Origin of the sequence: Lactobacillus rizhaonensis, assembly GCF_036246345.1 — a bacterium.
Lineage (GTDB): Bacteria > Bacillota > Bacilli > Lactobacillales > Lactobacillaceae > Lactobacillus > Lactobacillus rizhaonensis.
The window spans coordinates 1-22,018 of the sequence record NZ_BTTV01000007.1; the positions used below are offsets into that span (position 1 = coordinate 1).

Consider the following 22,018-nt stretch of genomic DNA (forward strand, 5'->3'; position numbering starts at 1 on the left):
TCAGTTCACTAGCAGAAATGCGGGAAGTACTGCATGATTACGTTTACTGGTTCAATCATATTAGAAGATCAAACAAACTAAAATACACGACCCCGATCAAATATCGAAATCGTGCATTGAGTCTTGCATAATATTAAAATGTCTAACTTTTTAGTTGCACTTCAATTTAGGACAAATTTGGGGTATTTTTGTGACTTTTTACATTTAGCCTCTTACTTTTGGCCTTTTTATCAATCACATTGTTTTTAATTAGAAAAAGTACTGCACAAACAATCGTACTTTTTGTGTTTACTTCATTGCTATTTTAGCTTTGGTAATATTTTTTTTTTAAAAAATAAAGATTATCGATTTTTATAAAACTAAAACTCACATTATTCTTTATCAAAATTACTTTTTATTCTCTTATTTATAAAAGCCCTTCCAAAATTGTAAGTGCAGTGTTAAACTGTACATGCACAATATTATAAAGTGCTTACATAATTTAAGAAAGGTGTAATTACAATGAAAAGTTTCATGAACGACAAAGTCTTGCCTAAAATAATGAAATTTGTTAATACTCGCCCAATTAAAGCAATTAAAGATGGAATGATCTATCCTATTCCATTTATAATTGTTGGTGCTATTTTTTTAATTTTAGGACAGTTCCCTATACAATCTGTTCAAGATTATTTAAACAAAATTGGTATCGGTCCTGTTTTAATGCAAGCAAGTAATGCCTCATTTGGAATTATGGCACTTTTTGCTGTTTTCGGAATTGCATACTGCTGGGTTAAGGATGCTGGCTTTGATGCTGCACCAGCAGGACTCTTGGCTGTTACTGTCGATATTATATTGCAGCCTGATACAATAAAAACCGTCACTAATATTGCAAATCCTAGTAGGACATCAACTTCTTGGCAAGCAACTAACTTAATAGATAAAAATTGGTTAGGTGGCAAGGGAATGGTAATAGCCCTAATAGTTGGCTTATTTGTTGGTTGGCTTTATTCATGGTTTATGAAACATCAGTTAGTTATTAAAATGCCAGAACAGGTTCCAGCTAACGTTGCTGCTTCTTTTACTGCTTTAGTGCCAGCTGCCGCAATTATTACTATTGCTGCAATTGTTTGCGGAATCTTTAGTCTTGGTTTTCATACCACATTGGCAGAGTGGATTTATAAAGTAATCCAAATTCCACTACAACATGCAACTGATGGCATTGGTGGAATGTTAATTATTTCTATTTTACCGGTTTTCTTATGGTTCTTTGGTGTTCATGGCTCAACTATTGTTGGTGGCATTATGACCCCACTTTTAATGTCTAATAATGCTGATAATTCAGCATTGTATAAAGCAGGAAAGCTTACTTTAGCTAATGGTGCACACATTATAACGCAATCTTTTATGGATCAATGCTTAACCGTTACTGGAGCCGGAATGACAATTGGATTAGTTGTATTTATGTGTTTAAATGCTAAATCAGTTCAAATGAAAACTTTAGGTAAGTTGGAAATAGTACCTGCTATTTTTAATATTAACGAACCAATTCTTTTTGGTCTTCCAATCGTTTTAAATCCATTAATGTTAGTGCCGTTTGTCTTAACACCTTTTCTTTCAGGTAGTGCAACTTATGCTGCAATTGCTTTAGGTATCATCCCACCATTTAATGGAGTTTATGTGCCTTGGACAACTCCAGCAGTGCTTTCTGGATTAATAGTTGGCGGATGGAAAACTGCACTATGGCAACTTTTAATGTTAGTAATGAGTTTCTTTATATACTATCCATTTGCCAAAAATTATGACAAAATCTTAATTGCCCAAGAAAAAGCCAAAGTAGGAAAATAAGTCAAGGAAAATTATGCTAAAGTATGAACAAATTGCTAAAAGTCTTGTTAAGATAATAAAAAACAATCATTTAAAACAAGGCGACAAACTACCAAGTTTAAATGAGTTAGGTATCCAATTTAAAGCAAGTAAAACAACACTGTTAAAAGCATTGTCAGAATTAGAAAGCGAAGGATTAATTTATCAAATTCAAGGTAGCGGAATATATGTAAGAAAGCTACCAAAAGATGATTATATTAATTTCAGCAAAACTAATCATGGCTGGACTAATGAACTCATGAACGAGCAAGTAGAAAATGCTAACGCTTCTTTAGAGCTAATCACACCAAACTTAGACTTAGCTCAGAAATTAAAATGCACAACTAATACTAAAGTATACAAGGTACACAGGAAAAAAATGTTACATAAAAAAATCTTGTGTATTGAAACTTCTTATTACAATTCACAACTCGTACCTTTTTTGAATCAGTCTATTATTGAGGGATCAATTTTTAACTTTTTAGCACAAGCGTATAAAATTCATGTTGGTTTTTCTGATAAATACTTTTACATTCGCAAACTAACAGATCAAGAAACTTCTGAACTCGACCTAGAAACTAATAGTTTTGGCCTAATTGTTGACGAAATCTTTTATTCTACTAGTGGCACTATATTTGACTACTCACAAAATATTTTTAATTATCAAAATTCAAAATTCTATTTGTAATCTTAAAGATAGTTACCATATTTAAAAAAGCTGGAAGTTGTTGTTATCTGGTTAAATCCTATTTATAACCTCCAGATATTGTCAACGACCATGAGATAGCAGATAACAAGTCAATTCAGCCAAGATATGGAAAAATGCAGAATTTTAACTCATTAATAGGTACAATACAAAAACGGGATGAATTTACCATTTTTTCTTCATTTACCTAATTTGGTCATTCGAAACTGCTCCTAAATTTTAAAAAAACAAGTTAAACAAAAACATAATATAAAAAGCTAATAGGTCAGAATAGGCTCTGATTTATTAGCTTTTTTAAATTATAAATATTATAGAATACAGTTAAAACAATATACTAGCCATCATATCGGACTCTTTGCATTTGCTTGATTTGACTAAATACCTGACCGCGACGGCCTGCATCAAGAGTTAAAACAAGAGAATCACCAGCTTTAATTATCGATTGACCGTTAGGAACTACATACTTACCATCACGATATATTGCTTTAACTAAAGTATGCTTAGGCCACTTGATCTGCATGATTTCCTTTCCTGCAAGCTGGCTGTCTTCATAAATAGGCACAGTTAGCTGGTCAGTTTTGCCGGAAACTACAGATGAATGTTTTTTATTTTTTACAGACATTGCGCGAGCAAGCGTACCGTAAATGGGATCACCATTGAGCAGTTCATCAACCAGCAGTGCAACAAAAGCTACCACAGCCAGCGGCATTAAATGAAGCAAAGACCCAACCATTTCCGTAATAAGTATGATGGCAGTAAAAGGAGCCCTAATTACGGCGGCGAAATAGCCAGCCATTGCGAAAATAACCAAATTGATTACCAATTTTGCTGGCAATAAATGTAATTGCACCAAAATAAGACCGTAGCTGGCACCAATTACTGCACCCATTGTCAATATCGGTAAGAAAATACCACTTGGTAGTCCTGAATCGTAAGAGATAATAGAAAACACAATTCTAACAACAAAGAAAAATAAGAGTAAGCCTACTATTTTCCAACTACTTTGTTTAATAATTTGCGGTAACGCTAAAATTAAGCGGTTGCCCGGACCAGTAATTAAGGGGTAAAAATAAGCAATTGGTATTAATAAAGTAAGAGGTATTAGTCCGTATAACCAACTTGGTAAAAAAGTAATTTTCGCATATAATTTTTTCACTTTAAATAAGCCAGTTTTATAAAAATGACCTAGTAAACCCAAAATTAAGCCCAGGATGAGTAGATAACCGTACAGCCTAACGGGAAAAGTATGACGATAAACAAGAGATAGTGATGGCTTTTGACCAAATATATTTGAAACCACAAAATCTGACACTAGCGCACCTGCAAGTGCATTTAGCCACACCCGTGGCGAAAAGTTATGAAATACTTCTTCAAGCACAAATAATGCACCACTTAATGGCGCACCAAAGGCTGCAGCTAAACCGCTAGCCGCTCCAGTAGCTAGTAGTACTCTAGCATTCGTTTTTGACTCTTTAGTACCTTCTCCAACACCTTGACCGATAGTTGAACCGATCTGCAAAGAAGGCCCCTCAGGCCCTAAAAATAAGCCTGTACTGATAACTAAAATGCCACCAATAACTTTGCGCCATAATGTGGGCCACCACTGTAGAGTTAAATTTCCTTCCAGCTGTAGTTTTACTTCCGGTATACCAGAGCCGCCAACGTGAGGATATTGCTTAACAAAATAACCAGCAATTAAGCCTACTAAAATGAGTCCCAAAATGATTGGAATAAACCAGAATGCATTTTGATGTGCCACGTGAAACAGTCTAAGCCACAATTCTGTCATTTTTTGAATACCAAAGCGAAAAAAGCCTACTACTATCCCACTTGCAAGACCCACTAGCATTGCTTCCAACAACAGCTTTATTTGTACTTTTTTATCCCTCATAATACCTCTATTTTTTCAATATAATTAGCACTACTAAAAAACCAGTTAAGTTTTAACTTTAACTGGTTTTTAGTGTTACACGTGTAACAACTTATTTTTCTTCATACCACTCAGTGTGATAAACGCCTTCACGGTCATTTCTAAAGTAAGTATGAGCCCCAAAGTAATCACGTTGTCCTTGAATTAAGTTTGCCGGCAGACTTGGATTAAAAATTGATTCCAAGTAATTCAGTGATGCGCTCAATGTCGGAGTAGGAATACCTGCTCTAGTGGCGAGTTCAATTACTGCACGCAAAGCAGCGATATTCTTATTCATTAAGTCCTTGAAATATGGATCTTGGAACATGTTATCAAGTTTCTTACCTTCAGAAAATGCCTTTTCAATGTCTTTTAACATTGATGAGCGAATGATACAACCTGCTTCCCACGATTGAGCAATTGCTGGATAGCGCAAGTCCCAGTTATAGGCATCCGCAGCCATTTTCAGTTGTTGAAATCCTTGAGCATAAGCTACAGCTTGGCTTAGTTGTAAAGCTTGACCAAGATTATCAATCAAATCTGCTGGTACATCACCACTCCATTTTATTTCTTTACCCTCGCGCGTAGTCGCTTTAGACATAAAACGGCTAATTACAGCTTCTGCAATAACGCTGATTGGAGCACCCAGATGTACACCATCTTCAAGCATCCAGTTACCAGTACCTTTATAAGAAGCAACGTTTAAAATATGATCAATGACATGGTCGGGAGTTAAATTATCCTTTTGCTTTAGCACTTCAGCAGTAATTTCACTTAAATAGGCTTGAACCAATCCTTCATTCCAGTGCGCAAAAATGGCTGACATCTCATCATTTGTTTTACCCGCAACCTTACGCAAAATATCGTAAACTTCGGAAAATTCCTGCATAATGCCGTATTCGATACCATTGTGGACCATCTTGACATAGTGACCACTGCCTTCAGGTCCAATAAAGCTGACACATGGATGGCCTTCGGAATTCTTAGCTGCAATTGCTTCTAATATTGGTGCAACCTTTTTATAGGCATCTTCATCACCGCCTGGCATCAATGCGGGACCTTTTAAAGCACCCTCTTCTCCACCAGAAACACCCATACCAATAAAGTGAATACCGTGTTGTTCCATTTCATGATAGCGCCGATTAGTGTCATGAAAGTTCGAATTACCACCATCAAGCAAAATATCGCCTTTATCTAGTAGTGGCAGTAGTCTTTGTAAAGTTTCATCTACCGGTTTACCAGCCGCAATTTGAATTAAAATCTTTCGTGGCTTCTCTAAAGAATTAACAAATTCTTCCCAAGAATATGTTGGCTTTAATTTATCATCTTCATATTTAGCAAAAGCATCTACTTCCGGCTTATCAATTGAAAAACCGGAAACGGAAAAGCCGTTATTTCTCACATTCAAAGCAAGGTTCTTACCCATTACTGATAAGCCTATAACACCGAACTGTTGCATTTATAGTCCTCCATCATTTAATTTTTTTCTTAATTACTAGTATACCTGTTTTAGCGTGTTTGCGCACAACTTGCTTCATTGACTAGACCTAATATCATCTTTTACCAAAAACTGTAAATTTAATGGTCATTCAACCGCTAACCATTCTTCTGTCATCAATTGCCTTACTTTGTTCCACTTCTTTTCTAAGGCCACATAAATGCCATGATTATGGGAATTAACGTGAAAAACTTTTGCTATTTTCAATTCTTGTTGAATCACTAGTGGTGAAGCAATTATTTTTAAGCTTATCATCGCCAAAATGGCAGCTCCTAAAGCGGATGCTTCAACTGATTCAGGCACATAAACTTTGTAACCCGTTATGTCTGCCAATAACTGATCAAAGAATTGGTTTTTAGCCATCCCTCCTACTAATACCAAGGCATCAGGCTTTTGTTCATTAAATTGATTGAGTTCCTTTATGATCAAATTTATATTATAAAGTTCCCCTTCCAATACTGCTCTGGCTAGATCTTTATTTGTATTAATTGCAGTTAATCCCATAAAGCCACCAGAAGCATCAGGATTCCAAATTGGTGCACGTTCACCAAAAATATAAGGCACAAAGAATAGTCCTTTAGCACCCACAGGGCTTTTTTCGGCTAAATCATTTAGTTCCTCAAAAGTAGCTAAATTGAAAATCTTATCTTTTAGCCACTGCCACACATCACCAGCATTATTAGTGGGTGCACCAACCACCCAATTATTATGGTACTGATAATATGTAAATAATTTACGATTTTGACATAGTTTCAATCTATCAATATTAGTTCTGACGGCCGCAGAAGTCCCACAGCTGACGGTATAAAATCGTTCATCAATTTGCGGATTGCTTAAATTTGCCAGAGTCCCATCAGAACCGCCAATTACAAGGGGTACTTTGATGCTACTTTCAAAATTTGGCACTTGAAAAGTTGTGTCTACTAACTGAGGGAGCTGTTCCTTTTTTATATTCAAATATTGCAGGATATTATCATCCCAATTTTTGGTATAGGCATTAAACAGCCCTGAAGCATTCGCAGTTGCAAAGTCAACATAGTAGTGCTGAGAAAACTGATACAAAATATAGCTTTTAATATCAACAATAAAATCAGTCTTCTCCCATACCTTTTTATTCTTTTCTTTAAGCCATAACAATTTACCTAAAGGGAGCATGGGATGTAATGGTGCACCGGTATTTTTTGTCAGATCAAACAAGTCGTCTTTGATAATATCTTTTTTAAATGTATCCGTTGCCCTATTATCTGCCCAAGTATAGACATTAGTCAGAGGATGATTATTTTTATCAATTAAGATTAAAGTATGCATAGCAGAGGAAAAGCCTATACCTTTAAGTTCAAAAATAGCAATTTTACTTTGTACCTCTGTTAAGCCCAGCTTAACCGCTCTTAAAATATCTTGAGGTCTTTCCTCCGCCTGACCTGTTTCTTCGGTAATTAACGGATAATCGTAGCTAGTTTGATAAATTATATGACCCAGTTCATCAAAAGCAATGGTTTTTGTACTTGTTGTCCCAATATCTACACCTATTACAATGGACATTTGTTACTTACTCTTCTTGATCCCTTCTATTAATCCGTATAAATATTCTTCAGCTAATGCTCGGTCAAATAAGCCGTAACCTGGCATAGCTTTTTCATCCCAGATTGCTCGACCATGATCCGGCCTGATATAGCCGGTAAAATTATTATCAACTAATATTTTCATCAACTCATACATATCTAAGTCACCATCTTCTGATAAATGAGATGTTTCATGAAAATCGTACTTAGAAGTAAATTTAATATTGCGAGCATGAACAAAGGCTACTCTATTTTTTCTAACAAATTTTTCTAAAATATGTGGTACGTTATTTTGAGGATTAGAGGCCAAGCTGCCACAACAAATAGTTAAAGCATTCGCCGGACTATCGACCATTGAAACAATTCGTTCCAAATCATTTTCGCTTTTACAAATTCTAGGTAAACCAAAAATATCCTGGGCTGGATCATCTGGATGAATTGCCATTTTTATTCCTACTTCTTCACACACTGGAATAATTTGCTGCAAAAAATATTTCAGATTATCTGCCAAGTCAGCACTTGTTTTGCCAGCATATGCAGAAAACAATTCTTTTATTTTTGCCAGCCTTTCTGGTTCCCATCCTGGCATCACAAAGCCGTTATTATTGGACTCCACTTTTTTAATCAGTTCCTGTGGATTTTCTTGAACTAATTCTCTTTGAAAAGCTAAAGCAGTCGATCCATCTGGCAGTTTATAATCTAAAGAAGTCCTTGTCCAGTCAAATATTGGCATAAAGTTGTAGCAAATAACTTTAACATCAGCTTTTGCCAGATTACGAATTGTTTCTTGATAGTTTTTGATATATTTTGCTCTTGAAGGTAATCCCAGTTTTATGTCTTCATGTACATTAACTGACTCGATCACGTCCATTTTTAATCCCGCAGCAGTTATTTCTTTTTTTAAATTTAAAATTTTTGATAGAGGCCAAGTTTCTCCAACAGGAATATCATAAAGCGTGGCAACCACTTGGTGAACTCCTGGAATTTGTCGTATTTGCTTTAGGCTTACTGAATCAGCGTTTGTACCAAACCATCTAAAGCTTAATTTCATTGTTTATTCTCCTCAAAGGTTGATTTATACGAATATGCGCTATCATCAGGTAATGTCCTCTTTGAGATAAGATCTGCATACCAATATCCCGACTTTTTCATTCTTCTTTTTAGATTATTTTCTAGGTCAATTTCTACTAAACCATACCTGTTTTTAAACGCATTCATAGGAGATACATTATCTGTAAATGCCCACAACATATATCCTTGACAGTTTGCGCCATCATTAACCGCTTTTATTAGCCAATAAAGATTTTCCCGGATGTAATTAATTCTATAGTCATCTTGAATTATTCCATCAGAGTTCTTATATTTTTGCTCATTTTCTATTCCCATTCCATTTTCACTAATAAACCAAGGAAAATTGTGGTAATCAATTTTCATGACCATTGCAAGATCGTACATCATCGGAGGATAGATTTCCCATCCCCGAGAAGCGTTATATTTTCTACCCGGTAGATCGAAATCACTGTAATATTTTTTAATACTAAATGGTGAATTATTATTCCACTCGTATTCGCGCTGCTTGACCCTGGCTGGTTTATACAGATTTAAACCAATATAGTCAATAGTATTATTTTTAATGAGTTGCTGATCCTCTGAATGATATCTAAACATAATATTATTTTCTTTTAAAAGTGCTATTAATTCTTGAGAATAACTACCCTTAACTAATGGATCTACAAAAATTCTGTTATTAAGCAAATCAAACCTGTGTGCTGCTAAAACATCTGGATCATATGTTTTTGATCTTGGGTATGCAAATTCCCAATTATGAATAACACCGATCTTGCCACCTTGGTTCATTTGATGATAAATTGCTACTGTTTTCGCCGTAGCAAGCACCTTATGATAATTCCACTGCATCCATTGCTGAGGATCAACTATATGTGGGTATCTCACAGCATCTAAATAAATCCTGGTTTGGGGTACTATCGGCTCGTTGAAAGTAAACCAGTCTTTTACTCGATCACCATATCGTTCAAACAAAATTTTGGCATATTTTACATATAGATCTACGACTTTTCGTGAATTCCAGCCACCGTACTTATTCTGTAAATATTGGGGTACATCATAGTGCTCAATAGCTATCATCGGCCTAACGTTAGCTTTTATCAAAGCATTTATTACATCGTCAATATGTTTAGCATATTCTTCATCAACAGTAAGATTGTCATAATCTGTAAAGAACCTTGACCAATTAACCGAAGTTCTGTATGAATTTAAGCCGATTTTTTTCATTAAATCTATGTCTTCTTGATAACGATTCATAAAATCAGTTGCTACATCCGGTCCTTTGCCATCATGCCAAACGAAGTATTCGTTTTTAAACCAATCATCAAGGTATGAGTCCTGGCCATCTTTTTTTCCACTCCATCCTTCTGTTTGCCAAGCAGATGAGGCTGCACCTAAATTAAAATTTTCAGGTATTTTCATTTTTATACTCCTTTAATACAAAAAAGGCTGAATAATTATTCAACCTTTCAACAAATTAATTTTCTACTGAAGGTTTTTGGGTTTCAGAAATTTTAACAAATGGTAAGTAAATTAAAACTGCAACAACAATACATACAGCTTGGGTAATCACTGCGCCCCAATTACCACCAGTTGCCAAAAACCCGCTAATTAATGGCGGTGTTGGCCATGGAGTATAAACATATGCTCTAGCAGCAAAGCCCGTTGCCGTTGCGAAATAGCCAATTGTACCAGTTACTAATGGAGTAACAATAAATGGAATAGCAAGGATAGGATTTAGTACAATCGGCAAGCCAAAGATAACTGGTTCATTAATATTAAAAATACCAGGTGCTAATGACAATTTCGCAATAGCTTTAATATCAGCCCTTTTCTTTGTGACTAAAAATATGGCTATCAATAAACCAATTGTGACACCTGAGCCACCCATGCTCATATACATATCCCAAAATGGCATAGTAATAATATTAGGCAATGGTTTGCCAGCCGCATGTGCTTCTGTATTAGCTGCAATCGCGGCAATTAATAGCGGTTCACGAATCGGTTTAATCATTTGATTACCATGAATACCTATTATCCAGAATAATTGTGCCACTAACATTAACAGTAGGATCCCTGGCAGTCCCTGAACCACATTTTGCAATGGCTTTTGTACCAAACTGTAAATAATATCAAACAAAGACATATGTGTGATTAGGGTAATTATTACTCCAACAGCAGAAATTATAGCTACTGTAATCATTGTCGGGAATAAAGCAGAAAAGCTTCTGGAAACATTAGATGGTACACTATCCGGCATTTTCAATTGCAGTGCTTTTTGCTTACTTAACCAAGCATAAAGTTGTACAGAAAGGATTGCAATTAACATTCCTAAAAACAATCCTTTTGTATCAGTATACTGTTTCGCAAAAACATCTGTTACCTGAATCGTCTGTTTCTTAGCCGTAATAAAATTATAAACACTAGGATTAACTGAAACATAGCTCATTAAAGCAATGATCCCCGGGAAATAGCCCTTTAAATTGTTTTTCTTACCCATTTCAATACCGATAATGAATACAGCATAAATGGTAAAAAAACTTAATGTGGCATAATTAATACCATTCGCAATGGGTTGCAAATTAACCAGCCAGTGCAGTCCATTTATTTGAGCCAAGCCTTGTTTATCATCAAAGACCATACTGGAAAATAAAGTTGCAAACGCGCCAGTAATAATAATCGGAATCAATGAATAGAATGCATCTTTTATGGATGATATATATTTGTTGCCATTTATGACAGCAGCAAATTTATTCATTGCTGAGACAAATTTTTGTCCTTTTTTCATTTTACTCCCTCCAACTGATATATTAGTATATTTGATTACGTTTTCATTATAGTATGCAGCTTTCGTAAAAGTCAACAGAAGTTGTATACTAATATATATGCTTTAAGGAGAAAAATATGTTGCCAGATATTAGAAACATGCAAACAATCGCATATGATAAATTAAAAGAAATGATTGTCACATTGGAATTAAAGCCGGGAGAAAAAATAACTTTAAATAAGATTATTGATACTTTAGGTATTGGTAGGACTCCCATTCGTGAAGCAATTATCAAGTTTAAAGATCAAAATTTAGTTAAAGTTATACCTCAGAGTGGAACTTATATCTCTAAAATAGATCTGAAACAAGCTGAAGATGCAATGTTTGTTAGAAAACTTATTGAAAAGAAAATAGTCGCTATGGCAATTAATAAAGACGATGACGATCTTAAAAATAAACTAGCTAAAATATTGGATTTCGCTAAAGTAAAAGAAAATCAGCAAGATAAAAGAAATTTTTTTCATTTTGATAATGAATTTCATAAATCTTTTTATACTGCCGTTGATAAAGAAGACATTTGGAATTGGATGCAAACTCTAAATGTTCAACTAGAAAGATTCAGATATTTACGTTTATCAGTTGAGGATCTACAATGGTCTACTATAATTGAGCAACATGAATCAATTTTTAATACAGTTATTAATAAAGATATTCCTTTAGGTACTCATGAAATTGAAAAACATCTTAGTATGATGTTTAAAGAAGAAAATGAGCTTATTAGTGCTTATCCTGATTATTTTACAAATTTGATCAAATAAAAAGAACGCCCTATTGGACGTTCTTTTTTTAGGTTTTACACTTAATTAGTGAGCTGAAGCACCTGAAGTTGTGTCAGGTTCTGGTTCTGGCTCTGGCTCAGGTTCTTCTTCAGCTTCTGAAGCACCTGAAGCAGCATCTTCTACTAAGCCATACTTGTCAGCAAAGTAACTAAATGGTTTCAAGCCTTCAGCTTGATACTTCTTAACAAATTCTGGGTCATCAAGAGTATTCAATTCAGTTGAGTAAGGCATATCATGAGTGAACTTAATGTCAACTAACATTGGTCCATCCATTTCCTTGAATTCTTTAACTGCGTCTTCGAATTCTTTCTTAGTACGTACAGTTACACCTTTTACATTCATACCTTCAGCAACTTTAGCCCAGTCGTTGTTTGGCAGAATAACACCTGATAATGGTTGGTGTGATTCATCAACTTGTTCAGCTTCAATGTAACCTAAAGTATCATTAGTGAAGACAACGTTCATAATGTGCATATTGTAACGAGCTTGAGTCAACAACTCTTGGTTCATCATGGCAAAGCCACCGTCACCACTTAAGTTCCAAACTTCACGCTCTGGGTGAGCAGTTGCTGCTGCAAGTGCAGCTGGTGAACCAAAGCCCATAGTTGCGTACAAGCCTGAAGTTGCCCAAGTTTGGTCATCATGCAAGTTTACTAAACGTTGGAAGTCAATGTTAATGTTACCAACATCAATAGCAAATTGTGCATCATCATCAGCATATTTATTGATAATGTCAAAGATTGGTTCACGACGAATTGGCATTTCGTCTGAATCATCAAAGCTGTGTTCCCATTCTTCCCAGTTTTGACGGTCAGCAATAGCAGCCTTGTAAATTGGTGATTCTTCACGAGCTTGACCTGCGTCAATCATAGCTTGTAAAGTCTTAGCACCATCAGCCAAAATTGGAACATCAACAGCGTGACGCTTGCCTAATTTTTCTGAGTCAACATCAATTTGGACAACTTTAGCCTTAGGATCAAAGAAGAATAATGAGAATGGTGAGTCATTACCAACCCAGATAACTGCATCAGCATAAGTTTGGATATCATCACTTGGCTTAGGTGCAACACGACCAATTGAACCCATGTAAGCTGGGCACTTATCTTCAACAACACCTTTAGCCATAACTGAGGACATCAATGGGGTCTTGAATTTTTCAGCGAATTTTTCTAAGACATCGCCATGACCCTTCATACCTAGACCAAAGTAAACAACCGGGTTCTTTGCTTCTTCAAGAAGCTTAACAGCTGCTTCAACTTCATCTTTCTTAGGAGCTGCATAGTTTGGAACAGCTTTCATTGCATTGTAATTTACACGGTAATTGTCATCAATCTTGTCCCAGCCAAAATCCTTAGGAAGAATTAAGACAGCTGGACCCTTCTTAGCATAAGCTTGGCGAATTGCTTCATCCATCATTGAAGGGATTTGCTCTGCACGCTTAATTTGGTGGTTCCAAACAGCAACCGGATCAAACCAAGGCTTCTCGTCAAAAGCTTGGAAGAAGTCCATATCCTGACGACCAGTTGGAACGTTAGCTACAATAGCTACCATAGGAACTTTGTCGTATTTTGCATCGTACAAGCCGTTCATCAAGTGAACAGCACCAGGGCCAGCAGAACCGAAGCATACACCGATCTTGCCAGTAAATTTATATTCAGCTGAAGCTGCTAAAGCACCAGCCTCCTCGTGCCGAACTTCAATATACTTTAACTTACCCTTAAAGTCGTGGATAGCGTTCATTGTTGAGTCAAATGAGCCACCCGGAAAACCATAAATATGATCAATATGCCAGTCCAACAAAACTTGGAGCATGGCATTTGCGCCATTAATTTTTGCCATTTTAAAGTGCATCTCCTTAAATACATGTTTACTTACATATTGTATTAAAACATATAATTTCACAATTTCAAGTAAGCAAAATTAGTTATTAGCACAACATGTAAGCGCTTTGTAAAAATATTATCTTCACAAAGTTAAGCGCTATATTGATAACATTCAGATAACAGCAATAATTCCATTTGTGATTATCTGATCATAACGACCAAATTTGTGCATTTTTTGGTGTATTTAATCCTCAGAAAATATTTTTTATAAAGTTTAAATTTTTACTAAATTTAATGTTGAATTTTCTGATAACGACCATTTTGCACGTAAACGCTTAAAATGGCCATATCTGCTGGATTAACTCCTGAAATACGTTCAGCTTGTGCTATTGTTTCAGGTCTGATTTTGGCAAATTTCTCTCGTGCTTCTGTTGCTAAGCCATCTATTGCACTGTAATCAATGTCCACAGGGATTTTCTTTGCCTCCTGCCGGTGCAGTTTATCAATTTGTTGCTGTTCCTTTTTGATATAACCGGCATACTTAACGTTAATTTCAATCTGCTCTCTGACGTAGCGCTCATTTGAAATATGCATCCCTGTCAAACGCTCTATATCAGTCACCTTAACCTTAGGTCTTCTTAGGAAAACATCGGCCTTCACGCCAGCCTTTAGCTTTTCTTCTCCAATACTTGCAAGATACTCCTGAACTTCTTCAGTAGGATGAACCGTGATCTTTTTAACAGCTTGAGCAGCTTGAGCAATTTGTTCTTTCTTTGCTAAGAACTTAGAGTAACGTTCTTCAGAAATTAAACCAAGTTTAAACCCATAATCCGTCAAACGTAAATCAGCATTATCATGACGTAAAATCAAACGATATTCTGCTCGTGAGGTCAATAAACGGTATGGTTCTTCTGTTCCTTTAGTAACTAGATCGTCAATTAAAACGCCGATATAGGCTTCATCGCGGCCTAAAGTAAATCCCGGCTGACCAGCAGCCCGCAAAGCTGCATTAATGCCAGCAATCAGTCCCTGTCCTGCTGCTTCTTCATAGCCGGAAGTTCCGTTCATCTGCCCCGCAGTAAACAAGTTTTTAATATTTTTGGTTTCTAAAGTATGCTTTAACTGCCAGGGATCAATCACATCATACTCAATAGCGTATCCGGGCCGCATCAATTCCGCATTTTCAAGTCCAGCTACCGAGTGCAGCATTTTTAACTGAATTTCTTCAGGCATTGAGGTTGAAAAATCGCCAACATAAACTTCTTTAGTATTTTTACCCTCCGGCTCCAAGAAAATCTGATGACGCGGCTTATCCGCAAAACGAACTACCTTAGTTTCAATTGACGGACAATAGCGCGGTCCTACACCCTTGATTTCTCCTGAAAACATAGGTGAACGGTTTAGATTTTGGTTAATTATTTTATGCGTGGTTTTATTTGTATATGTCATCCAGCATGAAACCTGATTCTTGAGATAATCTTCATCTTTAGTTTCATAGGAAAAATGACGCGGAATTTTATCGCCAGGTTCTTCCTCAGTTTTAGAATAGTCAATGGTATTACTGTTAACGCGTGGCGGTGTTCCCGTTTTAAAACGGCGTAATTTGAATCCCAGTTTTTCTAAATTTTCTGAAAGCTTAATTGCCGGTATAGTGTTATTGGGACCGGATGAGTAATTCAATTCGCCAATAAAAATACGTCCGCGAGCTGATGTTCCTGTTGTGAGTACAACGCTTTTAGCATGATACCTAGCTCCTGTATTGGTAATTAACCCTCTGCAAACCCCATCTTCAACAATTAATTCATCAACTGTCGCCTGTCTCAAAGTCAAATTAGGGGTATCCTCAATCACTTTTTTCATCTGTTCGTGATACTGCCACTTATCGGCTTGTGCACGCAGTGCCCGTACAGCTGGCCCTTTACCTGTATTTAGCATCCGCATTTGAATATAGGTAGCGTCAATATTTTTACCCATTTGACCGCCCAAGGCATCAATCTCACGCACCACTGTTCCTTTAGCTGGGCCTCCCACTGAAGGATTACACGGCATAAAAGCTACCATATCAAGGCTAATCGTCAAAAGTAACGTTTTTTGACCCATTCTGGCACTCGCCAAGGCTGCTTCACTGCCCGCGTGACCTGCACCAACAACAATGACATCATAATCATTTGAGTCATAATTTTTAATCATTAATTTTCACACCTATTTTCCCAAACAAAATTGACTAAACAATTCATTAACTAACTCATCAGGACTGCTTTCACCCGTAATTTGGCCTAGAGTGTCCCAGGCGCCGTTGAAATCAATTTGGGCAATGTCTAGAGGAACTTCATCTTTTAATGCCTGAACAACGTCTTGAAGCTGCTTTTTGGCCTTTTCCAGTAAACCAACCTGTCTTTGATTAGTTACCATAACCTGGTCATTTGAGTTCTCAATACCCTTGAAAAACAGTTCTTTGATTGTTTTTTCTAATTGGTCAAGATTTTGTTTTTGCAAAATTGATATGGCAATAACCGGACTCTTGGTCAAATTTGTTATTTCAGCGGCAGAAATTTTTTGTCCCAAGTCGGTCTTATTTAAAATAACAATGCGCTTTTTCTCAGCAGTAGCTTCAATCAAGGAATAATCTTCTGGAGTTAACTCCTTACTTGCATCAAACAACAGCAAAACTAAATCTGCCTTTGCCAGTGCTTTTTTGGAACGCTCAACCCCAATTTTTTCCACCTTATTATCAGTGTGCCTGATACCTGCAGTATCAATTAATTCTAAAGGTACACCTTTAACAGAAACATATTCTTCCAAAGTATCACGGGTCGTACCGGCAACATCGGTAACGATCGCCGTATCGCTTTGAGTCAGATAATTAAGTAAAGATGATTTACCCACATTCGGCTGGCCAATAATCGCAGTAGCCAAGCCGTTACGTAACGCCGTTCCTTCACTTGCCGTTTTGAGCAATTTATCTATTTTAGCAATAACAGACTGAGAAACACTCACCATTTGCTTGGCCGTGACAGTATCAGCATCATATTCTGGATAATCAATATTAACTTCGACATTGGCTAGCGTATCCAAAATTTCCTGTCTCATGGCCCTGATTTTCTCAAGCAGACCGCCTTCCAGCTGCTTTTCTGCCACTTGCCGGGCCTTATCAGTTTTAGCGCGCACAATATCCATTACGCTTTCAGCCTGAGTTAAGTCAATGCGACCATTAACAAACGCCCTTTTAGTAAATTCACCGGGATCTGCCATGCGCGCACCATTTTTTAATAATAATTGCAAAATATGGTTGGTGACGACAATGCCGCCATGACAATTAATTTCAACAATGTCCTCTCTGGTAAAAGTCTTAGGAGCCAGCATTACAGATACCATAACTTCATCGACTACTTGTTGATTTTCAGGATCAACTATATGTCCATAATGAATAGTATGAGTCGGTACCTTAGTTAAATTTGCACCCTTAAAAACCTGATTGGCAATTTTAACAGCTTCTTCACCAGACATACGGACAATAGAAATTCCACCTTCACCAATTGGCGTTGAAATCGCTGCAATTGTATCAAACTCCGTTAAAGTTTGTGCCATGATTTTCTCCTTTTCAATAAAAAAAGCGCATTATTCCACCATGAATAATCATGATGGATAAAGCACTTTGACTACTTTAGCTAAATCACTAATTTAGATTAATATTATTTTCTGCGTTTTAACCGTTTATACGTTCTTCTCAGTTGCCGTTTACGTTCACGCTCCTGGCGCTCTTTTTCTTCCTGCTCACGCCGATATTTAATTGGGTTCTGCAGAATAAAAGTCTGAACTACCTGGAATAAATTAGAAATTACCCAGTAAACAACAATAGCTGACTGGAAGTAAATCCCCATTACACCAACCATAATTGCCATACCATAAGTCATAATCTTAGTTGACAAGGTTTGTGATTCTTTTGGCGTAGATAATTGACTGATATAAGTCGATATAAAAGTCAAGACCATAGACAAAATTGGCATAATAAAGTATGGGTCCGGCTTACCTAAATCCATCCACATAAAGTGGCCAGTTTGCAGTTGTGGCGTTTGCCAAATCGCACCATACAAAGCATACATAACCGGTAACTGAATAATTAAAGGCAAACAACCAGCATAAGGATTAATTCCTGCCTCTTTATAGAGCTTATTTGTTTCTTGCGAAAGCAAAGTTCGCGATTCTGTATCACTACCGGGATACTTTTTACGTAAAGCGTCTATTTCCGGCTGAATTTTCTGCATCTTGGTAGTACTCTTAATCTGAATAGCACTAAGCGGATACAAAATAAGACGTACTATAATAGTAAAGATAATAATTGCCCAACCATAGTTGTTGCCCACCAGCTTCGATAGCCACAACAAAAACGTGGACATGTAATAAATGACCCAGCGATTCCACCAGCTGCCGCTTGTATGTGAAACAGGTTCTGGCTTGCCGTTTGATGCACATCCTGTTAAGACAACCGCTAATGCAACTACTGTCAGCAGTACAAGTAGACGCTTGACATTCTTTTTAGTTAAAATGTCTTTCACTCTAATCTTCCTCAACTTTATTCGGTATCTCTTCAATTATATTGGCTAAAAAGAGTGCATGCAAGAGATTCTTATGAACATCATCCCATTTAAAATCGCGCGCATATGGTCTAGCAATGACTAAAAAATCAATATGTGGTTTAATTAAAGGTTTATTTTCAGTAAGAACAGCGCGAATATAACGTTTGAGGCGATTACGCACTACAGCGGTGTGTCCGACCTTTTTACCAACAGAAATGCCAACACGAAAATGCTTGTTTTCCGGTTTGTCCATTTGATAAATCACAAAAGCACGATTTGCTACTGAATTGCCTGACTTAAAAACTGTCTGAAAATCATTTTCTGTTTTAACACGATAAGACTTTCTCAAAACGTTTCATTCCACTCTTAAAAATTAAAAAAACCACTGGGATTTCAGTGGTTTAAGCAGATAAGACTTTTCTACCCTTTGCGCGGCGTCTAGCCAAAACCTTACGGCCATTTGATGTACTCATCCGTTTCATAAAGCCGTGAACTCTTGAACGGTGACGCTTTTTAGGTTGGTAAGTTCTTTTAGTTGTCATTAAACTACACCTCCAATTTTGTATGCAGACTGCACAATTTAATATCTAGGATACCATGATTAAAGTAAAAAACCAAGTAAAAAGAGAAAAAACATCAGGATTAATTACCAATTTAGGAATAATTTGTGACTTGGCTTAAACTGGCCGTGAAAAATTCTTACAGTTTTCTATAACAAATCAGCCTTGGCAATTTCAATTGACGGGTAATGTCCAAGTGCTGGCAAATCGGTATCAGGCGGGCAAGAATAAACCATATAATAATCGCCTTCCGCCTGCTTGGCCGTCAATTCTTCCAACTTTTGTCTGGCACGTTCAACACTCTGCGTAATATAAACTACACTAACAACGCCCACCTTCTCTGCTGCATGTGTACTAATTTCAACACTGCCTTTTAGTATCACCTTTAAGTTGCCGTCGTCTTTTAGCCCCAACTCAACATAATCTTGATAATCCATATTAGTGCCTCACAATAAATAAATATTTTTATTTGTTATTAACCAGGCAATTCAGCACTGATAATGTATCAAATAAAAAGCTTACTCATACCATTACTCCTTCAATTATAATGGTGCTTTCTTTACAATCAAGTTTGATTATAAGCTTTGTATGGACTTTCACAAATTACTTTAAATAATAAGTATTAGGTTATTGTATCGATTCTGAGACTATTTTTAAGATTGCCTTTACGCCGCTGTAATGACACCATACTAAAAGCAATTTGGCTTACACAGCACTTCACATTCTTTACTCTTTTTTAATCATTCTATTACTTATTGATGATAAAATTATCTTTGGAGGCAAGCGCTTTCCATAGCGCTTAATACAATTTTGTTATAATAAAGGAGATTTTTATGGTAAGTGGTGTTTTTAAAGGTGCTGCTCAAGGCTTTCACAGCTTATTAACCAGTAATGTTACATTAAAGGACGGTAAAATAATCAAAGTTGCAGTTGACGGTGTTCAGCCATATACGGTTGGTTCCTACGCAATACCAACAATGATTAACAGAATTGAAAAAGCCGGCAATACTGATGTGGATGTTGTTACATCCGCTTCAGTAAGTACCTCAGCGGTTGTTAATGGCGTAAATAAGGCCTTAGAAGTTGCCCAAGGAAAATTAACTGCAGACGATGCCGTTAATCCAAAAGTAAAGCCAAGTAAAAAACCTAACTATCCGGTTTATGCCAAAGTAAACAATAACAAGTATATCGAATCTCAAGTGCAATTTGACGATACTTATGACGTGATTGTTGTTGGTTCAGGTATCTCTGGATTATCAGCTGCTATTGAAGCAAAAAAGCATGGTAACAGCGTAGTTATTTTTGAAAAAACTGGTATGGTCGGCGGAACCAGTAATTATTCCGCTGGTGTCATTCAAGGATCTGGCGATAAATATCAAAAAGAATTTACAAGCTATCAAAATGACAATCCTGAACTACATGCGCAAGAGTTAATTCAAGCCGGTGAAGGCAGAGTAAATCCTCAAATGATAAAAGAATTGGCCGAGGATTCTGCTAATAACATTGAATGGCTGGCAAGTTTAGGAATAAAATGGACCTCTGTCTATGGCCACAGAGTCATTCCTTATGAAAACAAAGATTACTTTGCGCAAAGAATTCACGTTTATGAACACGGTGGCGGTTTAGGCAGTGGCTGCGTAATGATTGACGCTGTCAGAAAAGAAGCTGACCGTTTGGGAATAAAGATTTTCTTTGATACTCCTGTAATTAATTTAGTAACCACCAGCTATACTGACAAATCAGTTGTTGGCGTAGTAACTAATTGCAAAGGCAAAACTAGTTATTATCGCGCTAATAAAGGTGTAGTCCTTGCTACTGCAAGTATTGACTATAACGAAAAACTAGCTAAAGAATTTGCGCCGCAACAATATCGTGATATTAAAAATCATGCCTTGACTAATTCTAAATACGATACCGGTGACGGTATTTTGATGGGATTAGCACTTAACGCCGCAACTGAAGGCTTAGGCGGCTCTATGGATGTTGATTTCAAGAGCAACGTAGGTGCAGCAGATAATTTGCCGACACCACCAATGTTCTACGTAAATGGCAACGGTAAACGTTACGTCAACGAAGATACTACTTATGGTTATCTAACCCGTGCCACTTACCAACAAGAACTAATTTGGGATAAGCCGACTTGGCAAATTTTCGACTCCTCAACCTTTTCTGCTCCATTTTCACCTTGGAAATCTGATGCAGACACGGAGAAAGATATTAATTCCGGTCAAATGTTTAAAGCAGATTCAGTCGCAGAATTAGCTACTAAAATCAATGTACCAGCTGAAAACTTAAAGCGGCAACTAGAGACCTGGAATGAAAACGCCGCAAATGGTGCAGATAAAGAGTTTGGCCGTAAAGAAGGCCTGCAAGAATTACATGCTCCATTCTATGCTTACGCTCATAAGGACAGCAATTTTGGGGCAATTGGCGGCTTGAAAGTAACTACTAATTATGAAGTAGTTGATCATGATGACCAAAAAATTGCTCACTTGTATGCTATCGGCTGCAACTCCGGTGGCTGGAATGCAAATTATTACCCATCATCAGGTACTGCCTTAGCCGAAGGAATGCATTCAGGCCGCAGAGTCGGCAGAGTCCTGTCTGGTCTAGTAGAAGAAGTTGATGTTACACCTGCAGAAACTGATGTAACAACTGGTTCATCAGAATATTAAAAAACTAATTTTTTAGACAAACAAGAAAAGCGTTCTTACTAAATATAGTTTTAGTAAGGCGCTTTTTCTATGCTCAAGTTAAAAACAACTTCTATGCTATAAAATTAAGCCAGTTCGACGCCAAATAATTATAAGCTATTAATTATTAGTAGCAAGAGATTTTAAAGTAATAAGTGTCGTCTTGTGTTGGCGCTA

At 36.6% G+C, this 22,018-nt stretch carries 18 protein-coding genes; 5 read left to right on the forward strand and 13 right to left on the reverse strand.

Annotated features, from left to right (window positions below):
- The 3 genes from AAA915_RS08080 to AAA915_RS08090 form a co-directional block, all read left to right on the forward strand.
- On the forward strand, positions 1-131 hold a 131-nt coding region (locus AAA915_RS08080), incomplete at its 5' end, for an IS3 family transposase (protein ID WP_338201472.1).
- Between the two features lie 370 nt (positions 132-501).
- Complete coding sequence (locus AAA915_RS08085; protein WP_294603961.1) at positions 502-1,824, forward strand: PTS sugar transporter subunit IIC; 1,323 nt, start codon at positions 502-504, stop codon at positions 1,822-1,824.
- A gap of 13 nt (positions 1,825-1,837) precedes the next feature.
- Positions 1,838-2,530 carry a GntR family transcriptional regulator gene (locus AAA915_RS08090; protein WP_338201346.1) on the forward strand — a complete coding sequence of 231 codons (693 nt, stop codon included), beginning with the start codon at positions 1,838-1,840 and terminating at the stop codon, positions 2,528-2,530.
- A 352-nt stretch (positions 2,531-2,882) separates the two neighbouring features.
- On the opposite strand, the gene AAA915_RS08095 is transcribed toward AAA915_RS08090, so the two are convergent.
- The 6 genes from AAA915_RS08095 to AAA915_RS08120 form a co-directional block, all read right to left on the reverse strand.
- Positions 2,883-4,439, reverse strand: coding sequence for a ClC family H(+)/Cl(-) exchange transporter (locus tag AAA915_RS08095; RefSeq protein ID WP_338201348.1), 1,557 nt, complete (start codon positions 4,437-4,439; stop codon positions 2,883-2,885).
- 91 nt (positions 4,440-4,530) lie between these two features.
- Entirely contained in the window at positions 4,531-5,916 is a 1,386-nt protein-coding gene (gene gndA / locus AAA915_RS08100; RefSeq protein ID WP_338201350.1) for an NADP-dependent phosphogluconate dehydrogenase, read from the reverse strand.
- A 126-nt stretch (positions 5,917-6,042) separates the two neighbouring features.
- Positions 6,043-7,497, reverse strand: coding sequence for a gluconokinase (locus tag AAA915_RS08105; RefSeq protein WP_338201352.1), 1,455 nt, complete (start codon positions 7,495-7,497; stop codon positions 6,043-6,045).
- A gap of 3 nt (positions 7,498-7,500) precedes the next feature.
- Entirely contained in the window at positions 7,501-8,568 is a 1,068-nt protein-coding gene (locus AAA915_RS08110) for a mannonate dehydratase (protein ID WP_338201354.1), read from the reverse strand.
- Complete coding sequence (locus AAA915_RS08115; RefSeq protein WP_338201474.1) at positions 8,565-10,010, reverse strand: glycoside hydrolase family 1 protein; 1,446 nt, start codon at positions 10,008-10,010, stop codon at positions 8,565-8,567. Before AAA915_RS08115 ends, AAA915_RS08110 begins: the two co-directional genes overlap by 4 nt.
- Positions 10,011-10,059: 49 nt before the next feature.
- Entirely contained in the window at positions 10,060-11,370 is a 1,311-nt protein-coding gene (locus AAA915_RS08120) for a PTS sugar transporter subunit IIC (RefSeq protein ID WP_110446849.1), read from the reverse strand.
- Between the two features lie 116 nt (positions 11,371-11,486).
- On the opposite strand from AAA915_RS08120, the gene AAA915_RS08125 reads away from it, so the two are divergent.
- Entirely contained in the window at positions 11,487-12,167 is a 681-nt protein-coding gene (locus AAA915_RS08125) for a GntR family transcriptional regulator (RefSeq protein WP_338201356.1), read from the forward strand.
- Between the two features lie 45 nt (positions 12,168-12,212).
- Here AAA915_RS08125 and spxB read toward each other — a convergent pair whose 3' ends face one another.
- From spxB to AAA915_RS08160, 7 genes are all read right to left on the reverse strand, one after another.
- Positions 12,213-14,027: a pyruvate oxidase gene (gene spxB / locus AAA915_RS08130; protein WP_046325750.1), complete on the reverse strand. Its 1,815-nt coding sequence runs from the start codon at positions 14,025-14,027 to the stop codon at positions 12,213-12,215.
- Between the two features lie 275 nt (positions 14,028-14,302).
- A complete protein-coding gene (gene mnmG / locus AAA915_RS08135) occupies positions 14,303-16,201 on the reverse strand; it encodes a tRNA uridine-5-carboxymethylaminomethyl(34) synthesis enzyme MnmG (protein ID WP_338201359.1) in 1,899 nt (632 codons plus the stop codon).
- A gap of 12 nt (positions 16,202-16,213) precedes the next feature.
- Positions 16,214-17,599 carry a tRNA uridine-5-carboxymethylaminomethyl(34) synthesis GTPase MnmE gene (mnmE, locus tag AAA915_RS08140; protein WP_338201361.1) on the reverse strand — a complete coding sequence of 462 codons (1,386 nt, stop codon included), beginning with the start codon at positions 17,597-17,599 and terminating at the stop codon, positions 16,214-16,216.
- Positions 17,600-17,703: 104 nt separating this feature from the next.
- Positions 17,704-18,567: a membrane protein insertase YidC gene (locus tag AAA915_RS08145; RefSeq protein ID WP_338201363.1), complete on the reverse strand. Its 864-nt coding sequence runs from the start codon at positions 18,565-18,567 to the stop codon at positions 17,704-17,706.
- A gap of 1 nt (position 18,568) precedes the next feature.
- On the reverse strand, positions 18,569-18,937 hold the full coding sequence (gene rnpA / locus AAA915_RS08150; protein ID WP_046325754.1) for a ribonuclease P protein component: 369 nt from the start codon (positions 18,935-18,937) through the stop codon (positions 18,569-18,571).
- A gap of 52 nt (positions 18,938-18,989) precedes the next feature.
- Positions 18,990-19,130, reverse strand: a complete 141-nt coding sequence (rpmH, locus tag AAA915_RS08155) for a 50S ribosomal protein L34 (protein WP_003549412.1) — start codon at positions 19,128-19,130, stop codon at positions 18,990-18,992.
- Between the two features lie 167 nt (positions 19,131-19,297).
- On the reverse strand, positions 19,298-19,585 hold the full coding sequence (locus tag AAA915_RS08160) for a hypothetical protein (protein ID WP_338207484.1): 288 nt from the start codon (positions 19,583-19,585) through the stop codon (positions 19,298-19,300).
- 396 nt (positions 19,586-19,981) lie between these two features.
- On the opposite strand from AAA915_RS08160, the gene AAA915_RS08165 reads away from it, so the two are divergent.
- Positions 19,982-21,823, forward strand: coding sequence for an FAD-dependent oxidoreductase (locus AAA915_RS08165; RefSeq protein WP_338201368.1), 1,842 nt, complete (start codon positions 19,982-19,984; stop codon positions 21,821-21,823).
- Positions 21,824-22,018: the final 195 nt, after the last annotated feature.